Origin of the sequence: Hallella mizrahii (genome assembly GCF_009695775.1) — a bacterium.
GTDB classification, from domain to species: domain Bacteria; phylum Bacteroidota; class Bacteroidia; order Bacteroidales; family Bacteroidaceae; genus Prevotella; species Prevotella mizrahii.
The window spans coordinates 29,765-47,946 of record NZ_VUNG01000010.1 but is presented as its reverse complement, the minus strand read 5'-3'; the positions used below and the strand labels follow the sequence as shown (position 1 = coordinate 47,946).

Annotated in this window: 13 protein-coding genes; 10 read left to right on the top strand and 3 right to left on the bottom strand. The window is 49.1% G+C overall.

The genetic code is table 11. The features are described from left to right. Positions 1-38: 38 nt before the first annotated feature. On the bottom strand, positions 39-1,052 hold the full coding sequence (locus FYJ73_RS05795) for a KpsF/GutQ family sugar-phosphate isomerase (RefSeq protein ID WP_154533763.1): 1,014 nt from the start codon (positions 1,050-1,052) through the stop codon (positions 39-41). A gap of 48 nt (positions 1,053-1,100) precedes the next feature. After that, positions 1,101-1,859 carry a 3-deoxy-8-phosphooctulonate synthase gene (gene kdsA, locus FYJ73_RS05790; RefSeq protein ID WP_154533762.1) on the bottom strand — a complete coding sequence of 253 codons (759 nt, stop codon included), beginning with the start codon at positions 1,857-1,859 and terminating at the stop codon, positions 1,101-1,103. 251 nt (positions 1,860-2,110) lie between these two features. On the opposite strand from kdsA, the gene fmt reads away from it, so the two are divergent. Continuing rightward, on the top strand, positions 2,111-3,091 hold the full coding sequence (gene fmt, locus FYJ73_RS05785; RefSeq protein WP_154533761.1) for a methionyl-tRNA formyltransferase: 981 nt from the start codon (positions 2,111-2,113) through the stop codon (positions 3,089-3,091). Positions 3,092-3,332: 241 nt separating this feature from the next. Here fmt and FYJ73_RS05780 read toward each other — a convergent pair whose 3' ends face one another. Next, positions 3,333-4,310, bottom strand: coding sequence for an ROK family protein (locus tag FYJ73_RS05780; RefSeq protein WP_154533760.1), 978 nt, complete (start codon positions 4,308-4,310; stop codon positions 3,333-3,335). Positions 4,311-4,529: 219 nt separating this feature from the next. Here FYJ73_RS05780 and FYJ73_RS05775 point away from each other — a divergent pair, with 219 nt between their 5' ends. From FYJ73_RS05775 to FYJ73_RS05735, 9 genes are all read left to right on the top strand, one after another. After that, the gene (locus FYJ73_RS05775; RefSeq protein WP_154533759.1) at positions 4,530-5,099 is read left to right on the top strand and encodes an L-threonylcarbamoyladenylate synthase; all 570 of its coding nucleotides are present in this window, start codon (positions 4,530-4,532) and stop codon (positions 5,097-5,099) included. A gap of 159 nt (positions 5,100-5,258) precedes the next feature. Then, the gene (locus FYJ73_RS05770; protein WP_154533804.1) at positions 5,259-6,980 is read left to right on the top strand and encodes a chloride channel protein; all 1,722 of its coding nucleotides are present in this window, start codon (positions 5,259-5,261) and stop codon (positions 6,978-6,980) included. Between the two features lie 100 nt (positions 6,981-7,080). Next, positions 7,081-7,749: a LysE family translocator gene (locus tag FYJ73_RS05765; RefSeq protein WP_154533758.1), complete on the top strand. Its 669-nt coding sequence runs from the start codon at positions 7,081-7,083 to the stop codon at positions 7,747-7,749. A 100-nt stretch (positions 7,750-7,849) separates the two neighbouring features. Further along, positions 7,850-8,401, top strand: a complete 552-nt coding sequence (locus FYJ73_RS05760; RefSeq protein WP_154533757.1) for a DUF4924 family protein — start codon at positions 7,850-7,852, stop codon at positions 8,399-8,401. Positions 8,402-8,432: 31 nt separating this feature from the next. After that, positions 8,433-9,320 carry a dTDP-4-dehydrorhamnose reductase gene (gene rfbD, locus FYJ73_RS05755; protein ID WP_154533756.1) on the top strand — a complete coding sequence of 296 codons (888 nt, stop codon included), beginning with the start codon at positions 8,433-8,435 and terminating at the stop codon, positions 9,318-9,320. 7 nt (positions 9,321-9,327) lie between these two features. Continuing rightward, on the top strand, positions 9,328-10,914 hold the full coding sequence (locus FYJ73_RS05750) for a peptide chain release factor 3 (protein ID WP_154533755.1): 1,587 nt from the start codon (positions 9,328-9,330) through the stop codon (positions 10,912-10,914). Between the two features lie 25 nt (positions 10,915-10,939). After that, positions 10,940-11,527, top strand: a complete 588-nt coding sequence (locus tag FYJ73_RS05745) for a UpxY family transcription antiterminator (RefSeq protein ID WP_154533754.1) — start codon at positions 10,940-10,942, stop codon at positions 11,525-11,527. A 578-nt stretch (positions 11,528-12,105) separates the two neighbouring features. After that, positions 12,106-14,517 carry a glycoside hydrolase family 2 TIM barrel-domain containing protein gene (locus FYJ73_RS05740; RefSeq protein WP_154533753.1) on the top strand — a complete coding sequence of 804 codons (2,412 nt, stop codon included), beginning with the start codon at positions 12,106-12,108 and terminating at the stop codon, positions 14,515-14,517. 679 nt (positions 14,518-15,196) lie between these two features. Beyond that, on the top strand, positions 15,197-17,998 hold the full coding sequence (locus tag FYJ73_RS05735; protein WP_206081705.1) for a two-component regulator propeller domain-containing protein: 2,802 nt from the start codon (positions 15,197-15,199) through the stop codon (positions 17,996-17,998). Positions 17,999-18,182: the final 184 nt, after the last annotated feature.

Here is an 18,182-nt window from a genome sequence, read left to right as displayed (position 1 = left end):
GAACCGGTGAAACTCTGTGGGCAGGTTTCTTCTGCTTATTACTGGTTGAGCAACGAGGCGGCATAGGAGTCTACGATGCCTAAGAGATGTTTCTCTTTGTCGCAGACGAGCACCGAATGGATCTTGTACTGGTGCATGACACGTTGTATCTCAGTTACCTTTGTCGAGGGCGAGACGATCTTCGGTGTGCGGGTCATGATTTCGCTCACCGTATGATCGAAGAAGCGTGCCTGCCATTTCTCCATGGCTCTGCGTATGTCGCCGTCGGTGATCAGTCCGATGACCCGGTTGTCGCTGTCGAGCGATACGCCCATACCCAGTTTGCCTTTTGACACGTCGATGATGGCTTTGCCGAGGTTCATGTTCTCCGGGATGACGGGAAGCTCTTCTGTGCGCATAACATCTTCGGCTTTGGTCAGCAGTCGCTTGCCTAACTCACCGCCCGGATGGAACTGCGCAAAGTCGCGGGGCCGGAAGTCACGCACCTGCATCAGTGCGATGGCCAGAGCGTCGCCCATGGCCAGTGCCGCTGTCGTGGAGGAGGTGGGCGCAAGATTCAGCGGGCATGCTTCGTGATCCACGAACACTTTGATGTGGATCGCTGAGTATTTGGCCAACAGTGATTCGGGATTGCGGCTCATGCCGATGATGGGAACGTGCATATGTAAGAGGATCGGCACGAAGCGCAACAGTTCATCGGTCTGTCCGGAATTACTGATGGCCAGTACAATATCTTCGGGTGTCATCACGCCGAGATCGCCGTGATAGGCGTCAAGAGGATTGATAAAAAAGGCCGGTGTGCCCGTTGAGGACAGGGTGGCGGCAATCTTGGCACCGATATTTCCGCTTTTGCCTACTCCCGTGACGATGATCTTGCCGTGGCAGTGATACATCATATCGACGGCTTTCTCAAAGTTCTCGTCGAGTTGGGGGATGAGGTCGAGGACAGCCTGAGCTTCTTCACGCAGACAGCGTTCTGCATACACTCTGGCATGGTGCAGCCGCTCCTCGAGTGTGGTTTTACCTTTTTCTGTTTTTATCTCTTTTTTCATCTGTTGTTCTTCTCTGAATGATGATGGCTCGTTTTCTTCCTGTACTGCTCATTTCAAAAGCGGCAGCAAGGTGGCTTCGAGCTTGTTCAACTCGATCATGTTGGCAGCGTCCGACAGTCCCTCATCGGGATTGGGATGTGTCTCGAAGAAATATCCTGTAGCGCCAAAAGCCTTTGCCGCAAGTGCCATGCTGGGCACAAACTTACGGTCACCAATGGTCTTGCCGTCTCCGGCCGAAGGACGTTGCACGCTGTGGGTGCAGTCCATGATCACGGTGGGCACAATGTCGAGCATGTCGGCGATGTTGCGGAAGTCTACGACAAGGTTGTTGTAGCCAAAGCAGTTGCCGCGCTCGGTGAGCCACACCTCTTTGGCACCGCTGTCCTGCGCTTTTTCCACAGGATAGCGCATGTCACGTCCGGAAAGGAATTGTGCCTTTTTGATGTTGACGATACGTCCCGTCTTGGCAGCTGCTACGAGTAGGTCAGTCTGCCGGCACAGAAAAGCGGGAATCTGTAACACATCGCACACCTCGCCGGCAGGCTCTGCTTGCCAAGCCTCGTGGATGTCGGTGGTGATTCTCAACTGATATTTACGCTTCACATCGGCAAGCATCTCCAGTCCGCGCTCCAGTCCGGGACCACGGAATGAGTGGAGTGAGGTGCGGTTGGCCTTATCAAACGAGGCCTTGAAGATGATGTTGATGTCGTATTTGGCGTTGAGCCTGACAAGCTCCTGCGCTACGGTGTCGAGCAAAGCGGCAGACTCGATGACACAAGGTCCGGCAATGACTACGGGTTTTTGCATGATCAATTGTCTTAGACTAAAACTATGCAAAGTTACTAAGTTTTATCTGAAAGACCAAATTTATGGGAAAATACCTTATTATATATAAGGTCTTCTAAAACGTAAGGATAACCGAGAAGAAGACTATAAGCTGGCAACAAGCCAAAAACTACGGTACAAGCCTCCTGACGACAAAAGAATAAAGCCGGTTTAAATTTCAGATTCTCATAAAAACTCGCTACCTTTGCAAAAAGAAAAAAATAGCAATGACGATGAACAAAAAAGATCTGAAAATCATATTCATGGGCACACCGGAGTTTGCCGTTGGCACGCTCCGACGATTAGTAGAGAACGGATATAATGTCGTTGCGGTGGTCACACAGCCTGACAAGCCCGTCGGACGGCATCAGGATCATCTTCAGCCCTCAGAGGTCAAGCGCTATGCACTCCAGCAAGGCATTCCTGTCTTGCAGCCTGTAAAGATGAAAGATCCCGCTTTTGTTGAGCAGTTGGCTGCATACCATGCCGACCTGCAAGTGGTGGTCGCCTTCCGCATGTTGCCGGAGGTTGTCTGGGCCATGCCACGCTTCGGCACCTTTAATGTCCACGCTGCCTTGCTTCCACAGTACCGTGGTGCCGCACCTATCAACTGGGCCATTATCAATGGCGAGACGATGACGGGCGTGACGACCTTCTTCCTGGACAAAGACATCGACACGGGACGCATCATCCTACAGAAAAAATTTCCTATCCCAGATGATGCTGACGTGGAATATGTCTACGACGGACTGATGCACTTAGGTGCTGACATCGCAGAAGAAACCATCAACCTCGTGCTCGAAGGAAACGGCCACGTTGATTCCACCGATCAGCAACAACTGACTGCCTCTGACGGTGAACTGCATCCGGCTCCAAAGATCTTCAAAGACACGTGCAAAATCAACTGGTCTCTGACAGCCAAGCAGGTTTATGACTTTGTCAGAGGACTGTCCCCCTACCCCTGTGCATGGACTACCATGCAACCGACAAACGGAGAAGCAGGAAAAGCCAACACCTACAAAATCTTCAAAACATCCAAGACCGGCATCTCCTGCTCAGAGAAGCCCGGTACCGTCAGCGTGCGCAAGAACCAACTGCTCATCGCCTGCTCCAACGAATGGCTGTCGATAGAAGAGTTGCAACCAGCCGGCAAAAAACGTATGACCGCCACCGCCTTCCTCAATGGCATACACTGTGAGCTGACCTGCATCTGACGCGAAGCCTCACCAGGCATCTGCCCAGCACATGCTCGCCATCGTCTGCACGGCACATGTCCAGTACACACCTCCACACCAGCTCTGTATCCCGCACATCACCCGCAGAAAAATTAGCCATTTCCCTGTCACGTTGCGTTCGTCGAATTATAAGTCGACGCTTTCCGCAACTGTCAAAACAAAACAAGGAGAGCCACCCAAGATGGATGGCTCTCCTTATTATATATAAAAGCAGTCAAGCTTAGATGTCCCAACCCACAGCGGAAGCACCCAGCACGGCAGCAGAGCTGCCATCCAATCCGCTGACGAGGAACTTTGCCTTGCCCTTGAAGATAGGCAGTACATGCTCGTCGTAGCTCTTCTTGATAGGATCCATCAACAGATCACCAGCCTTAGTCAGACCTCCAAAGAAGATGAAGGCCTCTGGAGAAGAGAAGGCGGCAAAGTCTGCACATGCCTCACCAAGCATCTCACCCGTAAAGTCATAGATCTTCTTGGCCAACTTATCGCCCTTGCCGGCTGCAATGCTCACATCAAGAGAGGTGATGTCTTTCGGATTCAGATCACGCAGCAAAGACGGTGTGTCTGTCGTGTCAAGGAACTCACGTGCCGTACGTGCCACACCCGTTGCTGAGCAGTATGCTTCCAAACAACCATGGCGGCCACAACCACAGAGACGCCCGTTATCGCGACGCATGATGACATGACCCAACTCACCAGCAAAGCCGTCGCAACCATAGACCACTTTGCCATCGATGACAATACCGGAGCCCACACCTGTACCCAAGGTGATGTCGATGAAATTCTTCATACCTCTTGCCACACCATATGTCATCTCACCGATAGCGGCAGCATTGGCATCATTGGTCAGAGCCACGGGGATACCCAACTCTTTGGAGAACATATCTGCCAATGGCACAATACCATTATGGCCCCAAGCCAAGTTTGGAGCAAATTCAATCGTGCCCTTGTAGTAGTTACCGTTAGGAGCACCGATACCCATTGCCTTGATCTTGTCTATACCGCCCACCTGATCGATGATCACATGAAGTGCTTCTACAGAAGCCTTCACATAGTCTTTCACCTTATCGTAAGCTTGTGTCTTGATAGCTGTAGTCGCCTTGATGTCGCCACGACTGTCCACAATACCAAACACTGAGTTGGTACCACCGAGATCCAGTCCAATGACGTAAGGCTTCAATAATTCTTGCTCATTCATTGCTTTTGGTTTTATCGATTGTGTTTCTGTTGCAAAGATAATAAAACATTTGAAAACTCAACTACTTTGAGATAAAAATTAAACGAGACAGCAAAAAAAAGATGATTTTGCGACAACAGGCACACGATTGACAAACTATTAAGACATATATTTTTCAAAAAACATTTGCATAGGAAAAAAAGAATTACTATCTTTGCTTAGAAAACGAACAACAATAAAATGACACAAGAAGAAGATATCAAAAATGCCGTGGAAGTGCTTCGCCGTGGAGGCGTCATCCTCTACCCCACAGACACGGTTTGGGGCATCGGCTGTGATGCTACGAATGCCGACGCAGTAGCACGCGTCTACCAAATCAAGCATCGCGACGACTCCAAGGCTCTCATTTGCCTCGTAGACTCAGATGCCCGTCTGCAACGTTATGTGCGCAACGTACCCGCAGTAGCGTGGGATTTAATCGACGCTGTCGTCAAACCCACTACAGTCATCCTTGATGGCGCCGTCAACCTGGCACCCAACCTCATCGCTGAAGACGGCAGTATAGCACTGCGCATTACAAAAGAACCTTTCTCGCACGAATTGTGCTACCGTTTCCAAAAGGCTCTCGTCAGCACCAGTGCCAACATCAGTGGACAACCTGCCGCACAAAACTTCTCCGACATCGCACCCGAACTTCTTGATGCTGTTGATTACGTCTGCTTCTCACGCCGACAGGAGCACAAGCCTCATACACCCAGTTCCATCATTAAATTAGGGCCACAGGGAGAGGTGACTATCATCAGAAAATAAGTTCGAAAAAATAATGCTGACATATTCACGCCTGTAAAGACACTGATGAATACAAAGCAACGCATATTATATAATAAGGTATAAGTTCTCTAAAGTAAGAAGAAAGTGACTTTCAATCAAATCCTCGAGTGGAAAAACCACAACCTGACAGAGCGACAGATGACCAGCATTCTGGCGTTCTTCATCGGAATTTTCTCCGCTGTGGCCGCATATATTCTCCATCAGCTCATCCATCTGATAGAGCGTCTGCTCACCGAGGACTTTCTAACAGATGCTGTCAACTGGCTTTATCTTGTCTTTCCTGTCATCGGCATCTGGCTCACCTCCTTGTTTATAAAATATGTCGTTCGCGACAATATCTCGCACGGTATCACCCGCGTTCTCTACGCCATCTCGACCAAACGCTCCGTCTTGAAGCGTCACAACTGCTGGTCATCGGTGGTAGCCTCTGCCATCACCATCGGTTTCGGTGGATCTGTTGGTGCGGAGGCTCCTATCGTCTTGACGGGGTCAGCGATTGGTTCCAACCTCGGACAGCTCTTCCATATGGATAAGCGCACGCTGATGTTGCTGGTAGGATGCGGTGCTGCGGCTGCTATCTCTGGCATCTTCAAAGCTCCCATTGCCGGTCTTGTCTTCACCTTGGAAGTGCTGATGATTGACATGTCAATGGCTTCGCTGATCCCCATTCTGATTGCAAGCATCACAGCCGACATCTTTTCTTATATCTTCACCGGCACATCCACACTCTTCACCTTTACGCTTCAGTCGCCGTTCAGCGTAGAGCGCGTTCCGGCAAGCATATTGCTCGGACTGGTATGCGGTGTGATGAGCCTTTATTTCATGCGTGCCATGAATTTCTGTGAAGGACAGTTTGCCAAGATGAAACAGCATCCCTACCGAAAGCTCTTCGTAGGAGGTATCACCCTGAGCACACTGATCTTCTTCTTCCCATCGCTCTATGGTGAAGGTTACACGACACTGGGGACATTCATTACCGGAAAGACAGTCACAGACTGGAGCCAAGTGATGAACGGCTCACTATTCTACGGACACAACGAACTGCTACCTCTTTATATCGGCCTCGTCATGCTCACTAAGGTCATCGCCACGTCTTCTACCAATGGGGCAGGCGGCTGCGGTGGTACTTTCGCGCCGTCTCTGTTTGTAGGTGGCTTTGCGGGCTTTCTCTTTGCCCGGCTTTGGAACATGCAGCAGATTAGCGTTTACCTTCCCGAAAGCAACTACACGCTGCTCGGCATGGCAGGCGTCATGGCCGGTGTCATGCACGCTCCGCTGACAGGCATCTTCCTCATTGCCGAAATCACCGGTGGCTATCAGCTCTTCGTTCCCTTGCTGATCGTATCGGTGGTCAGCGTGATGTTTATCAGTATCTTTGAGCCTCACTCCATCTACGCCATGCGATTGGCTCGTGAAGGAAAGCTCGTCACCCATCACACCGACAAGAGCGTACTCACGCTGATGAGTATGGACTCACTCATAGAGAAAGACTATGTCACCGTGCAACCCGACATGCTGTTGGGCAAGCTCGTCAACGTTCTCTCCAGCACCGACTATGATTTCTTGCCCGTAGTAGACACTGCCGGCCGATTGATGGGCGAGATAGATATCAACAAGATTCGCCATATCGTCTTCCGACCAGAACTCTATCAGAAGTTCCGTGTGGCGCAACTGATGACTCCCGTACCTGCCATCCTCTATCGCAACGAGCCCATGGAGGATGTCATGCATAAGTTTGACACTACCAATGCAGAAGCCCTTCCCGTCGTCGACATCAACAACTGCCTGCAAGGCTACATCCTTCGCACCCGCATGTTGAGAGCCTACCGACAACTGGTAGCCGACTTCTCCGCAGAATAGAGCGGTAGGGTAAAGAAGCACACTGATTGCACAAAGAAAAAGACGAAATAACCTAATAGATGATGTTTTATCGGATAAAATTCGTAACTTTGCAAGCTATATGATGCCGTTTATACATATTGATCTGTTAGAGCTCATCCTTAAGGGACTACTCATCGGAATCATCGCCTCAGCACCTATGGGGCCGGTGGGCATACTCTGCATACAACGCACACTCAACAAAGGGCGCTGGTATGGTTTTGTTACAGGCATTGGAGCAGCTGTAAGCGACATTATCTATGCCCTCATCACTGGTTTGGGTATGAGCTTCGTCATGGATTTCATCACAAACCCCACCAACAAATTCATCCTGCAACTCTCCGGAAGTGCTATTCTGTTGTTGTTTGGCATCTACTGCTTCAGAAGCGATCCACGGAAGAATATGCACAAGAGTAGCCAGAGCAAAGGTACTTTGTGGCACAATGCGCTCACAGCCTTCCTCGTTACATTCTCCAACCCACTGATTGTCTTTCTGTTCATCGCCTGCTACGCTCAATTTGCCTTCGTCGTCCCACATCATCCGCTGGAGATGACGCTTGGTTACATGAGCATCATCTCCGGTGCCCTGCTGTGGTGGTACGGCTTGACATGGCTGGTAGATAAGGTGCGGGCTAAGTTCGACATGAATGGCATACAAATCATCAACCGCATCATCGGCAGCCTTGTCATCGTCTTCTCTTTCGCCATGCTCATCGGTACAGTGTTCAATCTCTACACCATCCATTATTAGCAACAACCGCTTGACGAACGCCGAGATCGAAGCATACAACGATAAATAGTACAGACAGATCCCTCAATAGTTATCTTTCATCAACAAAATCTTTTCAAGTATGTATATCGCTAAAAAATTAAAGGAGAAATCCATCGCAGAATATCTGCTCTATATGTGGCAGATGGAAGACCTAATCAGAGCATACGGTTGCTCCCTCCCACGTATCAGAAAGGAATATATCGACAAATTCGATTATACACCCGAACAGAAAGATGAGGAAGCCGACTGGTTTGGCAATCTCATACGCATGATGAACGAAGAAGGTTGCCGTGAGAAAGGTCATCTGCAGATCAACCAAGTAATCATCGGCGATCTCTTTGACCTTCATTGTCAACTGCTGGACTCCAACAAGTTTCCATTCTACAATGCAGAATATTACAAAGTATTGCCCTTCATCGTGGAACTGCGGCAGAAAGGCGACAAAAATGTCAATGAGATAGAGACTTGTCTTGATGCGCTCTATGGCGTAATGATGCTCAGACTGCAACAAAAAGAAGTCTCACCCGAGACCGACCATGCCATCAAAGAGATTTCTACATTCATTGGGATGCTTTCCGACTATTACATCAAAGACAGAACTGAAGGCATTGACTTTGGCGAACAAGGATAATAAAAGATAAAGACTATAAAATAAACGCGATATGAATATCTTAGTAACAGGTGCTAATGGGCAGCTTGGCAACGAGATGCAGATCGTCAGCAAAGCAAGCTCTAAAGACAAATATATCTTCACGGATGTCTGTGACGGTTATACTCACCTCGACATCACCAATATTGATGCCATCCGCCAGATGGTAAAGGACAATGATGTGAAATGCATCATCAACTGTGCGGCGTGGACAAATGTAGACAAGGCAGAGACTGCCGGCGAAATCGTGGAAACGCTCAACGCCACTGCTCCTGAGAATCTCGCTAAGGTGATGAAGGAAGTAGGAGGCTTGCTCGTTCACATCTCCACCGACTATGTCTTCGGCGGTGATCCCTACAACACACCATGCCGTGAGGATCAGAAGGGTACACCAACAGGCGTATATGGCCTTACCAAGCTGCATGGCGAGCAAAAGATTCAGGCTACCGGCGTCGACTACATCATTCTGCGCACCGCCTGGCTCTATTCTGAGTTTGGTCACAACTTCGTGAAAACGATGCTCAACCTCACCGCTACTCATCCACAGCTGAAAGTGGTCTTTGATCAGTGTGGCACACCTACTTACGCAGGTGACCTGGCCAACACCATCTTCGACATTATAGAAAACCGCAAGTATGAAGGACACTGTGGAATCTATCATTTCAGCAACGAGGGCGTTACCTCTTGGTATGACTTCACCAAGGCCATCGCCGCGCTCGCCGGACATGACAACTGTAACATCCAGCCTTGCCACAGCGATGAATTCCCCTCACCGGTCAAACGGCCTGCCTACAGCGTCCTTGACAAGACAAAGATCAAGGAAACTTTCCACACGACTATCCCCTACTGGCTTGACTCACTGAAAAAGTGTATGGCAAATATGAACGAAATCAAGAAGTAATCATTATATGAACGAAATACAACGTCGGCGCACCTTCGCCATCATCTCTCACCCTGATGCCGGTAAGACTACGCTCACCGAAAAGTTTCTGCTCTTCGGTGGTCAGATACAAGTAGCCGGTGCCGTTAAGAACAACAAGATACGCAAGACCGCCACCTCCGACTGGATGGACATTGAGAAACAACGTGGTATCTCTGTGTCTACATCTGTCATGGAGTTCGACTATCTGCCCGAAGGACAGGAGGGCGAACCCTACAAGGTTAACATATTGGACACGCCGGGTCACCAAGACTTCGCAGAAGACACTTACCGCACGCTCACCGCCGTCGACTCTGCGATCATCGTCGTTGACTCTGCAAAAGGTGTGGAGGCTCAGACTCGTAAACTGATGGAGGTGTGCCGAATGCGAAACACGCCAGTGATTATCTTCATCAACAAGATGGATCGTGAAGGCCGTGATCCTTTTGATTTGCTTGACGAGCTGGAGGAAGAACTGCACATCCACGTGCGACCTCTGTCGTGGCCGATCGGTCAGGGAGCTAAGTTCAAAGGTGTCTACAACATCTATGAGCAGCAACTCAACCTGTTCAAGCCCAACAAGCAGCGCGTCACTGAGAAGGTTGCTGTGGACATCAATTCCCAGGATCTTGACCAGCACGTAGGCAGCCAAGAGGCCGAGCAACTGCGCAACGACCTGGAACTGATCGATGGTGTCTACCCCGAATTCGACACCGAAGACTATCGCAAGGCTGAGACCGCACCTGTCTTCTTCGGTTCTGCGCTGAACAACTTCGGTGTGCAAGAGTTGCTCAACTGCTTCGTAGAGATAGCTCCGAGCCCACGCCCTACAAAGGCAGAAGAACGCATGGTGGAGCCGTCAGAGCCGAAGTTCACTGGATTTATCTTTAAGATCACAGCCAACATCGACCCCAACCACCGCTCATGTATCGCTTTCTGCAAAGTCTGCTCAGGCAAGTTTGTACGCAATCAGCCCTACCTGCATGTGCGTTTAGGCAAGACAGTACGTTTTTCTTCCCCCACACAGTTTATGGCGCAGCGCAAAAGCACGGTAGACGAGGCATGGCCAGGCGACATCGTAGGCTTGCCGGACAATGGCATCTTCAAGATCGGAGACACACTCACTGAGGGCGAACAGCTTCATTTCCGCGGATTACCTTCATTCTCGCCTGAGCTCTTCAAATATATCGAAAACGACGACCCTATGAAATCGAAGCAATTTGTCAAGGGCATCACGCAACTCATGGACGAAGGTGTGGCCCAGCTCTTTGTCAACCAGTTCAACAACCGACGTATCATCGGCACTGTGGGTCAGTTGCAGTTCGAGGTCATCCAATACCGGTTGGAACATGAGTACAACGCCAAGTGCCGCTGGGAGCCTCTGCATCTCTACAAGGCCTGCTGGATCGAGGCTGATGATCCTGCCGAACTTGACAACTTCAAGAAGCGCAAATATCAGTACATGGCCAAAGACACAGAGGGTCGCGACGTCTTCCTTGCCGACTCCTCCTACATTCTGAGTATGGCCCAGCAAGACTTCCCGCACATCAAGTTCCACTTCACTTCGGAATTTTAATAGCCTTTTCCCAACTCTTAGCATGATGCAAACAGAGAATGACATAACACACCATGACGACGCAACCACACCTTGGTATGCCCTGAGGCTATTCTCTATCAAGCAGCAAGCTATCGACAAAGAGTTGAAAGAGAGGGGCTTCAAGACATTTATCCCCAAAGAGGTTGTCGACTTCAGAGATGCGTCCAACAAGTTGCGCCACGAGCTCAGGCCCGTAGTGCGCAACTTGATCTTTCTGAAGAAAGCCATGGAAGAACAAGAGTTTAGGAAAGAGCTTCTCGACTTCCCCTACAAAGTGTCTGTCATCAAAAAAGGGCGCGACTCCAACGAGATGGCAGAGATCTCCGCTAAGGAAATGCATGAGTTCCAACTGATGTGCAATCCGAAGATCTTCGAAAAAAAATATATTTCTGAAGAGAGTGCCAAACTCAAGGTGGGAACTCCCGTTGTTGTCACACACGGGCCTTTGAAAGGTCTGACAGGAAAATTGATCCGCAGCAACAAGAAATACTATATTCTGAAAGATGTTCCGGGAATAGCTGTCATGCTCAAAGTCACCCGATGGTGTTGCAAGCCCATTGACACCGACATGAATGAGAGGTCTGCACAGTGATGGAGACCGACAATATTAAGCCGTACCCATGAACGACATCAAAGAATAAGGAGAGGAAGTGGATGTCCACACACCTTTTCTTCACCGTACACGTCCCACGAGGGAACAAGCTAACGCTTACCTTAAGGAATTAGTCAACTCAACTGTGTCAAGCTGCTTCGCAGTTGAGCTTTTATCTCGGACGGCGGAATGCGATTTCTAATCGCGTTCTGACGACGAGAAGCCAGAGACAGCGCAAAGTTGCCTGATCTTGAAACTTTCTCCAAATTTTAGGCGTATAAGTCATTTTGTGTGGTATTTTAAGACCTATAAGCCTCAAAATTACTTCTTCACATTTCGGTCCTTTTCTTTCTTGACACAAAGATAAACAATTTTTTTTTTGAGCTTAGGCTCCTATACTAAAATTGGGGAGTATTATACTGACTTAGGTTAGGTAAAAGTACAAAATCAAGTCAAAATAAGGCTATTTTTGTGTCATTGAGTATATTTTCAACCTCAATGACACAAAAATAACTCATTCAAAATTAAAGAAACCGCTTATTTTGTAACGTGTAAAGTCAACCCAATAACTATATTATATGTTTATTTTTAGAATATTTGCTACTACTATTCTTGCCCTTGGCGTGAGCATCACATCTATGGCAAAAGAGCCACTAACGCGTAAGATACTCTTCAACACCGACTGGCGGTTCAGTCTTAGAGCCGACTCCAACGCATCCACACCTTATTATAATGATGCCTCATGGCGAGAGATTTGTTTACCCCATGACTGGAGTATAGAGTCACGCCCCGACAGATTAGCACCTGCTGGAAACGACGGAGGTTACTATCCTACCGGCATAGCATGGTATCGCAAGACCTTCAACGTGCCGTCGTCTATGAAGGGTGAGAAAGTTTGGCTGTATTTTGAGGGTGTTTACATGAACTCCTCAGTTTACATAAACGGTAAGATGGTGGGTGGCCATCCCTATGGGTATTCATCTTTCTACTGCGATGCCACTGATGCTATAGAGCCAGGCAGACGAAACGTTGTCGCTGTGAAAGTAGACAATTCCCATCAGAAAAACTGCCGCTGGTATAGTGGCTCCGGCATATACCGCAACGTTTGGCTCATACATACGCCGAAACTACACATCGAAAATTGGGGAGTCGTAGTAAGGACAACGAAGATGACCAGCATGGAGGCTGTCGTGAAAGTCACAACCACTGTTGTCAACGAGACGGCCCGAGATCAAAAGTTATCAGTTGTCGCACAGACAGGCTCAGCCAAAGGAATCTCTGGCGAGGTAGCATTGAAGCCGGGTGAGAGACGAGACGTGACCCAGCAGCTCATTATTACCCATCCGAAGATATGGGATGTGACAACACCCTACCTCTATACAGCAAAGGTGACAGTCTTGTCAGACGGAAAGCCCGTGGACGCAACATACCAGACTTTTGGAATCCGCACCATCAGTTTTTCCACCAACGGCTTCTTACTTAACGGTCGCAAAGTTAAGATCAACGGAGGGTGTTTGCACCACGACAACGGAATACTCGGTGCGGCAGCATTCGACCGCGCTGAGGCGCGCAAGGTGGAACTGATGAAAAGCGCGGGGTTCAATGCCATCAGAACATCTCACAACCCTCCTTCAGAGGCTTTCCTTGCCGCTTGTGACAAGATCGGCATGCTCGTCGTAGACGAAGCATTTGACGGTTGGCGAGAAGCTAAGAACACACACGATTATTCCACTCTCTTTGACAAATGGTGGAAACAGGATATCGACGCAATGGTTCTCCGCGACCGCAACCATCCTTCTATCATAGCCTGGAGCACCGGCAACGAGGTCATAGAGAGAAAGAAAATAGAAATAGTGACAACGGCACGCAAACTGACGGAAGAAATACACAAGCTGGACAACCGCCCTACTACAACTGCACTGGCAGCGTGGGACAGCGACTGGGAAATCTATGACCCACTGGCGGCCCAAGTTAACATCGTGGGCTACAACTATCTCATCCAGAAGCACGCTGCGGACCACCAGCGTGTCCCAAACAGGATTATGTGGCAAACGGAGAGTTTTCCGCGCGATGCCTTTAGGAACTGGACAATCGTCCACGACAACGACTATGTAATCGGTGACTTTGTATGGACGGGCATAGACTATCTCGGGGAATCGGGCATTGGGCGTTATTGGTATGATGGTCAAGTGCCGGGCGAGAGCTACCAAAGGCCACTCTGGCCGTGTCACGCCGCCTATTGCGGAGATATAGACCTCACAGGCTGGCGCAAACCTATCTCTCACTACCGTGATCTGTTGTGGAACGACAAGGAGAAACTCTACCTCGCAGTCAAAGAACCTGACGGATATTATGGCAAGATCAACCTGGGGCTATGGGCCGTGTGGCCCACGTGGGAAAGTTGGAACTGGCCGCACCACGAGGGTAAGCCTATTGATATTGAGATCTACTCACGGTACCCACTCGTGAGATTGTACCTTGATGGAAGGCTTATTGGTGAAAAGCAGGTGAGCCGCGCCACGGAAATGAAAGCCACATTTACAGTTAACTATAGTCCTGGTACACTACGTGCCGAGGGCATCAGCAACGGAAAAGTCATGGAAACTCGCACATTGACTACAGCTGGCAAACCAGCAGCCATACGCTTACAGCTAGAGAACAGCTCCATAGAAGCAGGCGAAGGAGACTTAGCTTTCGTCCAAGTGGAAATTGTCGACAAAGACGGAAATATCTGTCCCAACGCCGACACTATGCTTACAGCAAAGGTGTCAGGAGCAGGCACTCTGGCTGCCTTTGGCAACGCTGACATCACCGACACCAACGCCTACAACGCCACGACACATAAAGCGTGGAAGGGACGTGCATTGCTCGTTGTCAAAAGTAGCAAAAAAACTGGCAAAGTGACCGTCAGCGTGTCGGCAAAAGGACTGAAAGCAGCCAATGGCATCATCAAGGCAGAGAAAAATGAACAGACCAATCTTTCACTTTAAGAAACAAACAATGCCGAAGTCAAGTTCTCTTTCTCGTATGTTGGCTACAAAAATCTGCAAATGCCGGTCAAGACAAAAGCAAGCTCAATGTGATATTTAAAAAGAATGCCAAGTTTCTCAAGACGTTGTGGACGTGGCTACGACGTGCAAAAAGAAGCCACACTATCAGGCATGTAGCCAGTGCTCAGGGCACTAATACCATCAAGGAGGTACAGAAACGTTCTTAGAACAACAAGAATTATTTGCTTCCGATTTTGCTGGATGAAATATAGAAGAATGACAAGCTCATCCAAAACCCTGGATATTGATACAGGCTTTTATCAAAGAGTAGCAGACAGGCTTACCCGCAATTCGGGCTTGCCTGTCTGTTATCGGTTTTGCACCGAAAATCATAACCTTCAATTCATGAACACACTCCTTTGTAACTCTAGTATGGAATATTACAAAGCATTATCAATTGACTCATTCGACATTCATAAAGCTGCCTGACATGGAAATAATCATCAAAAAAAGTCCGCTTCTAAGATCTTTTTTGTATTTTTGCTGTACCGTGTTAATAGAGGCATAATACCATGGGACTTCCTACCCAGCTTCGGTCATCACCCACGACATGATAGTAAGGGCGGCCAGATTTCATCATGGGGAGAAAGAAGCCTTGCCGATAAAAAACAGTCTGACAATGATAGAAAAAATCCAAGAGGCACTACTCATTATATTATTACTTGTCGTGAAGGCTTTTTCCACGCAAGCCACCAGTAATTGGCATATTGTCGCCCATCCTTTCCCATTCTTCTACCGTCTGTATTCAAACGAGGTTTTCGACATTCATCAGGACAGCGAAGGATATATATGGCTTGGCACAACGTCCGCCTTGGTTCGTTATGACGGCTATAACTTGCGCACATTCCGCCGGGACTATTCCCGTCCTAAACTCCTCACGAACAACGGCATCACCTATATGGATGACACCAAGCGCTACCTATGGGTTGGTACTGCCAAGGGAGTCACCATCTACGACAAGTTAACCTATCGCACCCACAAGCTTAAAGACCACCATATAGACAACCGCCCTATCGACGACGTGGCCGTGGACCACTCTACCGATGAGGTATGGATAGGCAGCGGCAATCATATATTCCGTTACTCTGCCGATGGCGGCCATGTTGCCGGATACCAACTATACACCGGTGGCAGCGATGACGGTTTTCATCAGTTTTACATTGACCACGCTCATCGTTTGTGGGTAATGTCGCAGAAAGGCCTGTTCTTTTTCGACCGCCACAGAAAACACTTTTCAAGATACCCGGACATGCCAAACAACACTACACCATACACGATGTTGCAGGACAAGCAGGGACACTACTGGATTGGCACATGGGGCGGAGGATTATATCTTTTCAATCCACACACAAGTTCGTCGGCGTGCTACATCCGGCAGCCACTTAAGGTTACGGGCACCAATAATGACGATCCCATCATCTACAGTATGGCACAAGATGATGCCTTTGGCTATCTGTGGCTTCTTTCCTACAACGAATTGCACGCTATGCGCTACGCAGGAGGAAAACTTGTACCCGTGGACATCTCCCACATCATTGAACCTTACAAGATGTTTACCAAGATCATCAAAGACCGTGAGGGCAATCTCTGGCTTGGCTCTTACGACATGGGCTACATCATTTCCTTCTACAATTCGGGCATTGTCAACTATCCTCTTCAAGACATCAGCCGTCTTCTCCACCATGATCCTAACATCACATCGCTTGCCGCTGCCGGCGGATCGCTATGGATAGGGCAGGACAGATATGGCCTACTACGCTACAATATGCAAACGGGGCAGACGGAACCCTTGGGACAGCTTGGAATAGGAGAAGTATCACTACTGAAACGCTCACGCAATGGCAATCTGTGGGCCTGCACCCGATTCGGCAGCAGATTGTTAGAGATTACCACCTCAAAGGGTACGCCGCATATTGCGCAGAAAATAGACCTTAGCAACTTGCTAAATAATCCCGGAACCATCAAAGACTTTTATGAAGACCATCGGGGCAACCTTTGGATTCTTACCACACCGAATCTATACGTCCGTCGACAGAATGCTACCACGGTATCAGCTGCTACGGGTGTAGTACAATCACCAGACGCGATTACCATAGAACCCAACGGCAACGTTTGGGCTGCCGTGGGCCATAACCTTTACCGCCTAGCCTTTGACGGCAGCAACATCCAGATAGCCGGACGAATCGCCATCCCCATGCTTGCGGCCGACGAATCTGTTGTCAGTCTCTGTGCAGATGCCAATGGCGCATTGTGGATGGCGACGTCACTCGGCCGGCTTGTCAGGAGCGACCGGTCGAAGCACAAATTCATCACCGTAGGCGGTGGTTCCGATTCATACGGCGTGTTTCTGACTTTGCAACCCAGCGGCGACAAGATGTGGGTCATGACCAACAAGCGCCTACGCAGCATAGACATCAACACTGGTCAGCAAAACATTTACTCTGCCAACGCCGGCAACATCAACGTTATGGCCTTTCGTGGCAGGGCTATCTGCACAGATGAAAAGGGCTCCATCTTTGCTGCCGGCCATGGCGGTGTGGTTCAAGTAGCACACAGTTCCTCCTGCATACCATTACCCAAAGGATACCACTTTACACTGACCGATGTGATAGTGGGAGATTCAAGTGCGATTTTCGACAATCCCGATGACGACACACGAAAAGACTTCATTGTGCTGGGCTCCCACAGCCGTAACATTGCTGTTCGTTTTTCGCCACTTGTCTACGCACCCACAGCCTCAAGCACAGTACAATATCTTCTTGAAGGTGTCGACGATTCGTGGAATACCGTCAAGGCTGAAGACTTTACCGCTTTCTATAGCTCACTTCCTCGCGGCAAGCATCGTTTTTTGGTAAGATACCAGCAGGCTGACGGCAGTTATAGCCAACCGTTCGACCTGGCAACGATTGTCAGGAAGCCGGCATGGTACGAGACGAAGGCAGCATTTACAGCCTACATCGTTTTAGCATGCTTAGGGCTGTTTCTCATCGTCAGGGCTATCATCTCCCACACCAACCAATCAGCCCTGAGATACTACCACAGCCAGAAACGCGTTGACGCGCTCGTTGAGGGAGCGGCAGACAACACCGGAAAAGCCACCGAAGAACCGTTTGTTGCCGAACTGATGGCTCTGATAGACAAGCACATCGACGACACGGATTATGGGTTGGACCAATTGTCTCAAGACTTGCTCATGTCGCGGTCTACGCTCTACCGCAAGGTGAAGGGTATTTCCGGCATGTCGCCCCAGGATTTTATGCGGAACGTTAAGATGCACCGCGCCCAAGAGATGTTGAAGCTGCACGAGTTGTCCATATCGCAGATAGCCTACGCCTTGGGGTTTTCCAATCCCAAGTATTTCACGAAATGCTTCAAAGAAGAAACGGGCATGACTCCAACCGAGTTTCAAAAGCAAGGATAACCGATGGTGAGACAGGCCGATATTTGAGAGTCTTAGAAAATGGACAAACTCCTCTCGGGCTGCCAGGAACTGTTTTGATGACCATACAGTGAAAGAACAGACTTCCTTGTTCCCCACTCCATCCTAAACCAACGAGGGAGCAGACGCACGATGCGTTCTGCTCCCTCGTTCTTTATGGATTTCA

What these genes read in the sequence shown, in the direction of transcription:
- kdsA (WP_154533762.1), bottom strand. Translation starts at nt 1,859, where the DNA reads ATGCAAAAACCCGTAGTCATTGCCGGACCTTGTGTCATCGAGTCTGCC.
- rfbD (WP_154533756.1), top strand. Translation starts at nt 8,433, where the DNA reads ATGAATATCTTAGTAACAGGTGCTAATGGGCAGCTTGGCAACGAGATG.
- FYJ73_RS05780 (WP_154533760.1), bottom strand. Translation starts at nt 4,310, where the DNA reads ATGAATGAGCAAGAATTATTGAAGCCTTACGTCATTGGACTGGATCTC.
- FYJ73_RS05750 (WP_154533755.1), top strand. Translation starts at nt 9,328, where the DNA reads ATGAACGAAATACAACGTCGGCGCACCTTCGCCATCATCTCTCACCCT.
- FYJ73_RS05765 (WP_154533758.1), top strand. Translation starts at nt 7,081, where the DNA reads ATGATGCCGTTTATACATATTGATCTGTTAGAGCTCATCCTTAAGGGA.
- FYJ73_RS05760 (WP_154533757.1), top strand. Translation starts at nt 7,850, where the DNA reads ATGTATATCGCTAAAAAATTAAAGGAGAAATCCATCGCAGAATATCTG.
- FYJ73_RS05735 (WP_206081705.1), top strand. Translation starts at nt 15,197, where the DNA reads ATGATAGAAAAAATCCAAGAGGCACTACTCATTATATTATTACTTGTC.
- FYJ73_RS05775 (WP_154533759.1), top strand. Translation starts at nt 4,530, where the DNA reads ATGACACAAGAAGAAGATATCAAAAATGCCGTGGAAGTGCTTCGCCGT.
- FYJ73_RS05770 (WP_154533804.1), top strand. Translation starts at nt 5,259, where the DNA reads ATGACCAGCATTCTGGCGTTCTTCATCGGAATTTTCTCCGCTGTGGCC.
- FYJ73_RS05740 (WP_154533753.1), top strand. Translation starts at nt 12,106, where the DNA reads ATGTTTATTTTTAGAATATTTGCTACTACTATTCTTGCCCTTGGCGTG.
- FYJ73_RS05795 (WP_154533763.1), bottom strand. Translation starts at nt 1,052, where the DNA reads ATGAAAAAAGAGATAAAAACAGAAAAAGGTAAAACCACACTCGAGGAG.
- fmt (WP_154533761.1), top strand. Translation starts at nt 2,111, where the DNA reads ATGAACAAAAAAGATCTGAAAATCATATTCATGGGCACACCGGAGTTT.
- FYJ73_RS05745 (WP_154533754.1), top strand. Translation starts at nt 10,940, where the DNA reads ATGCAAACAGAGAATGACATAACACACCATGACGACGCAACCACACCT.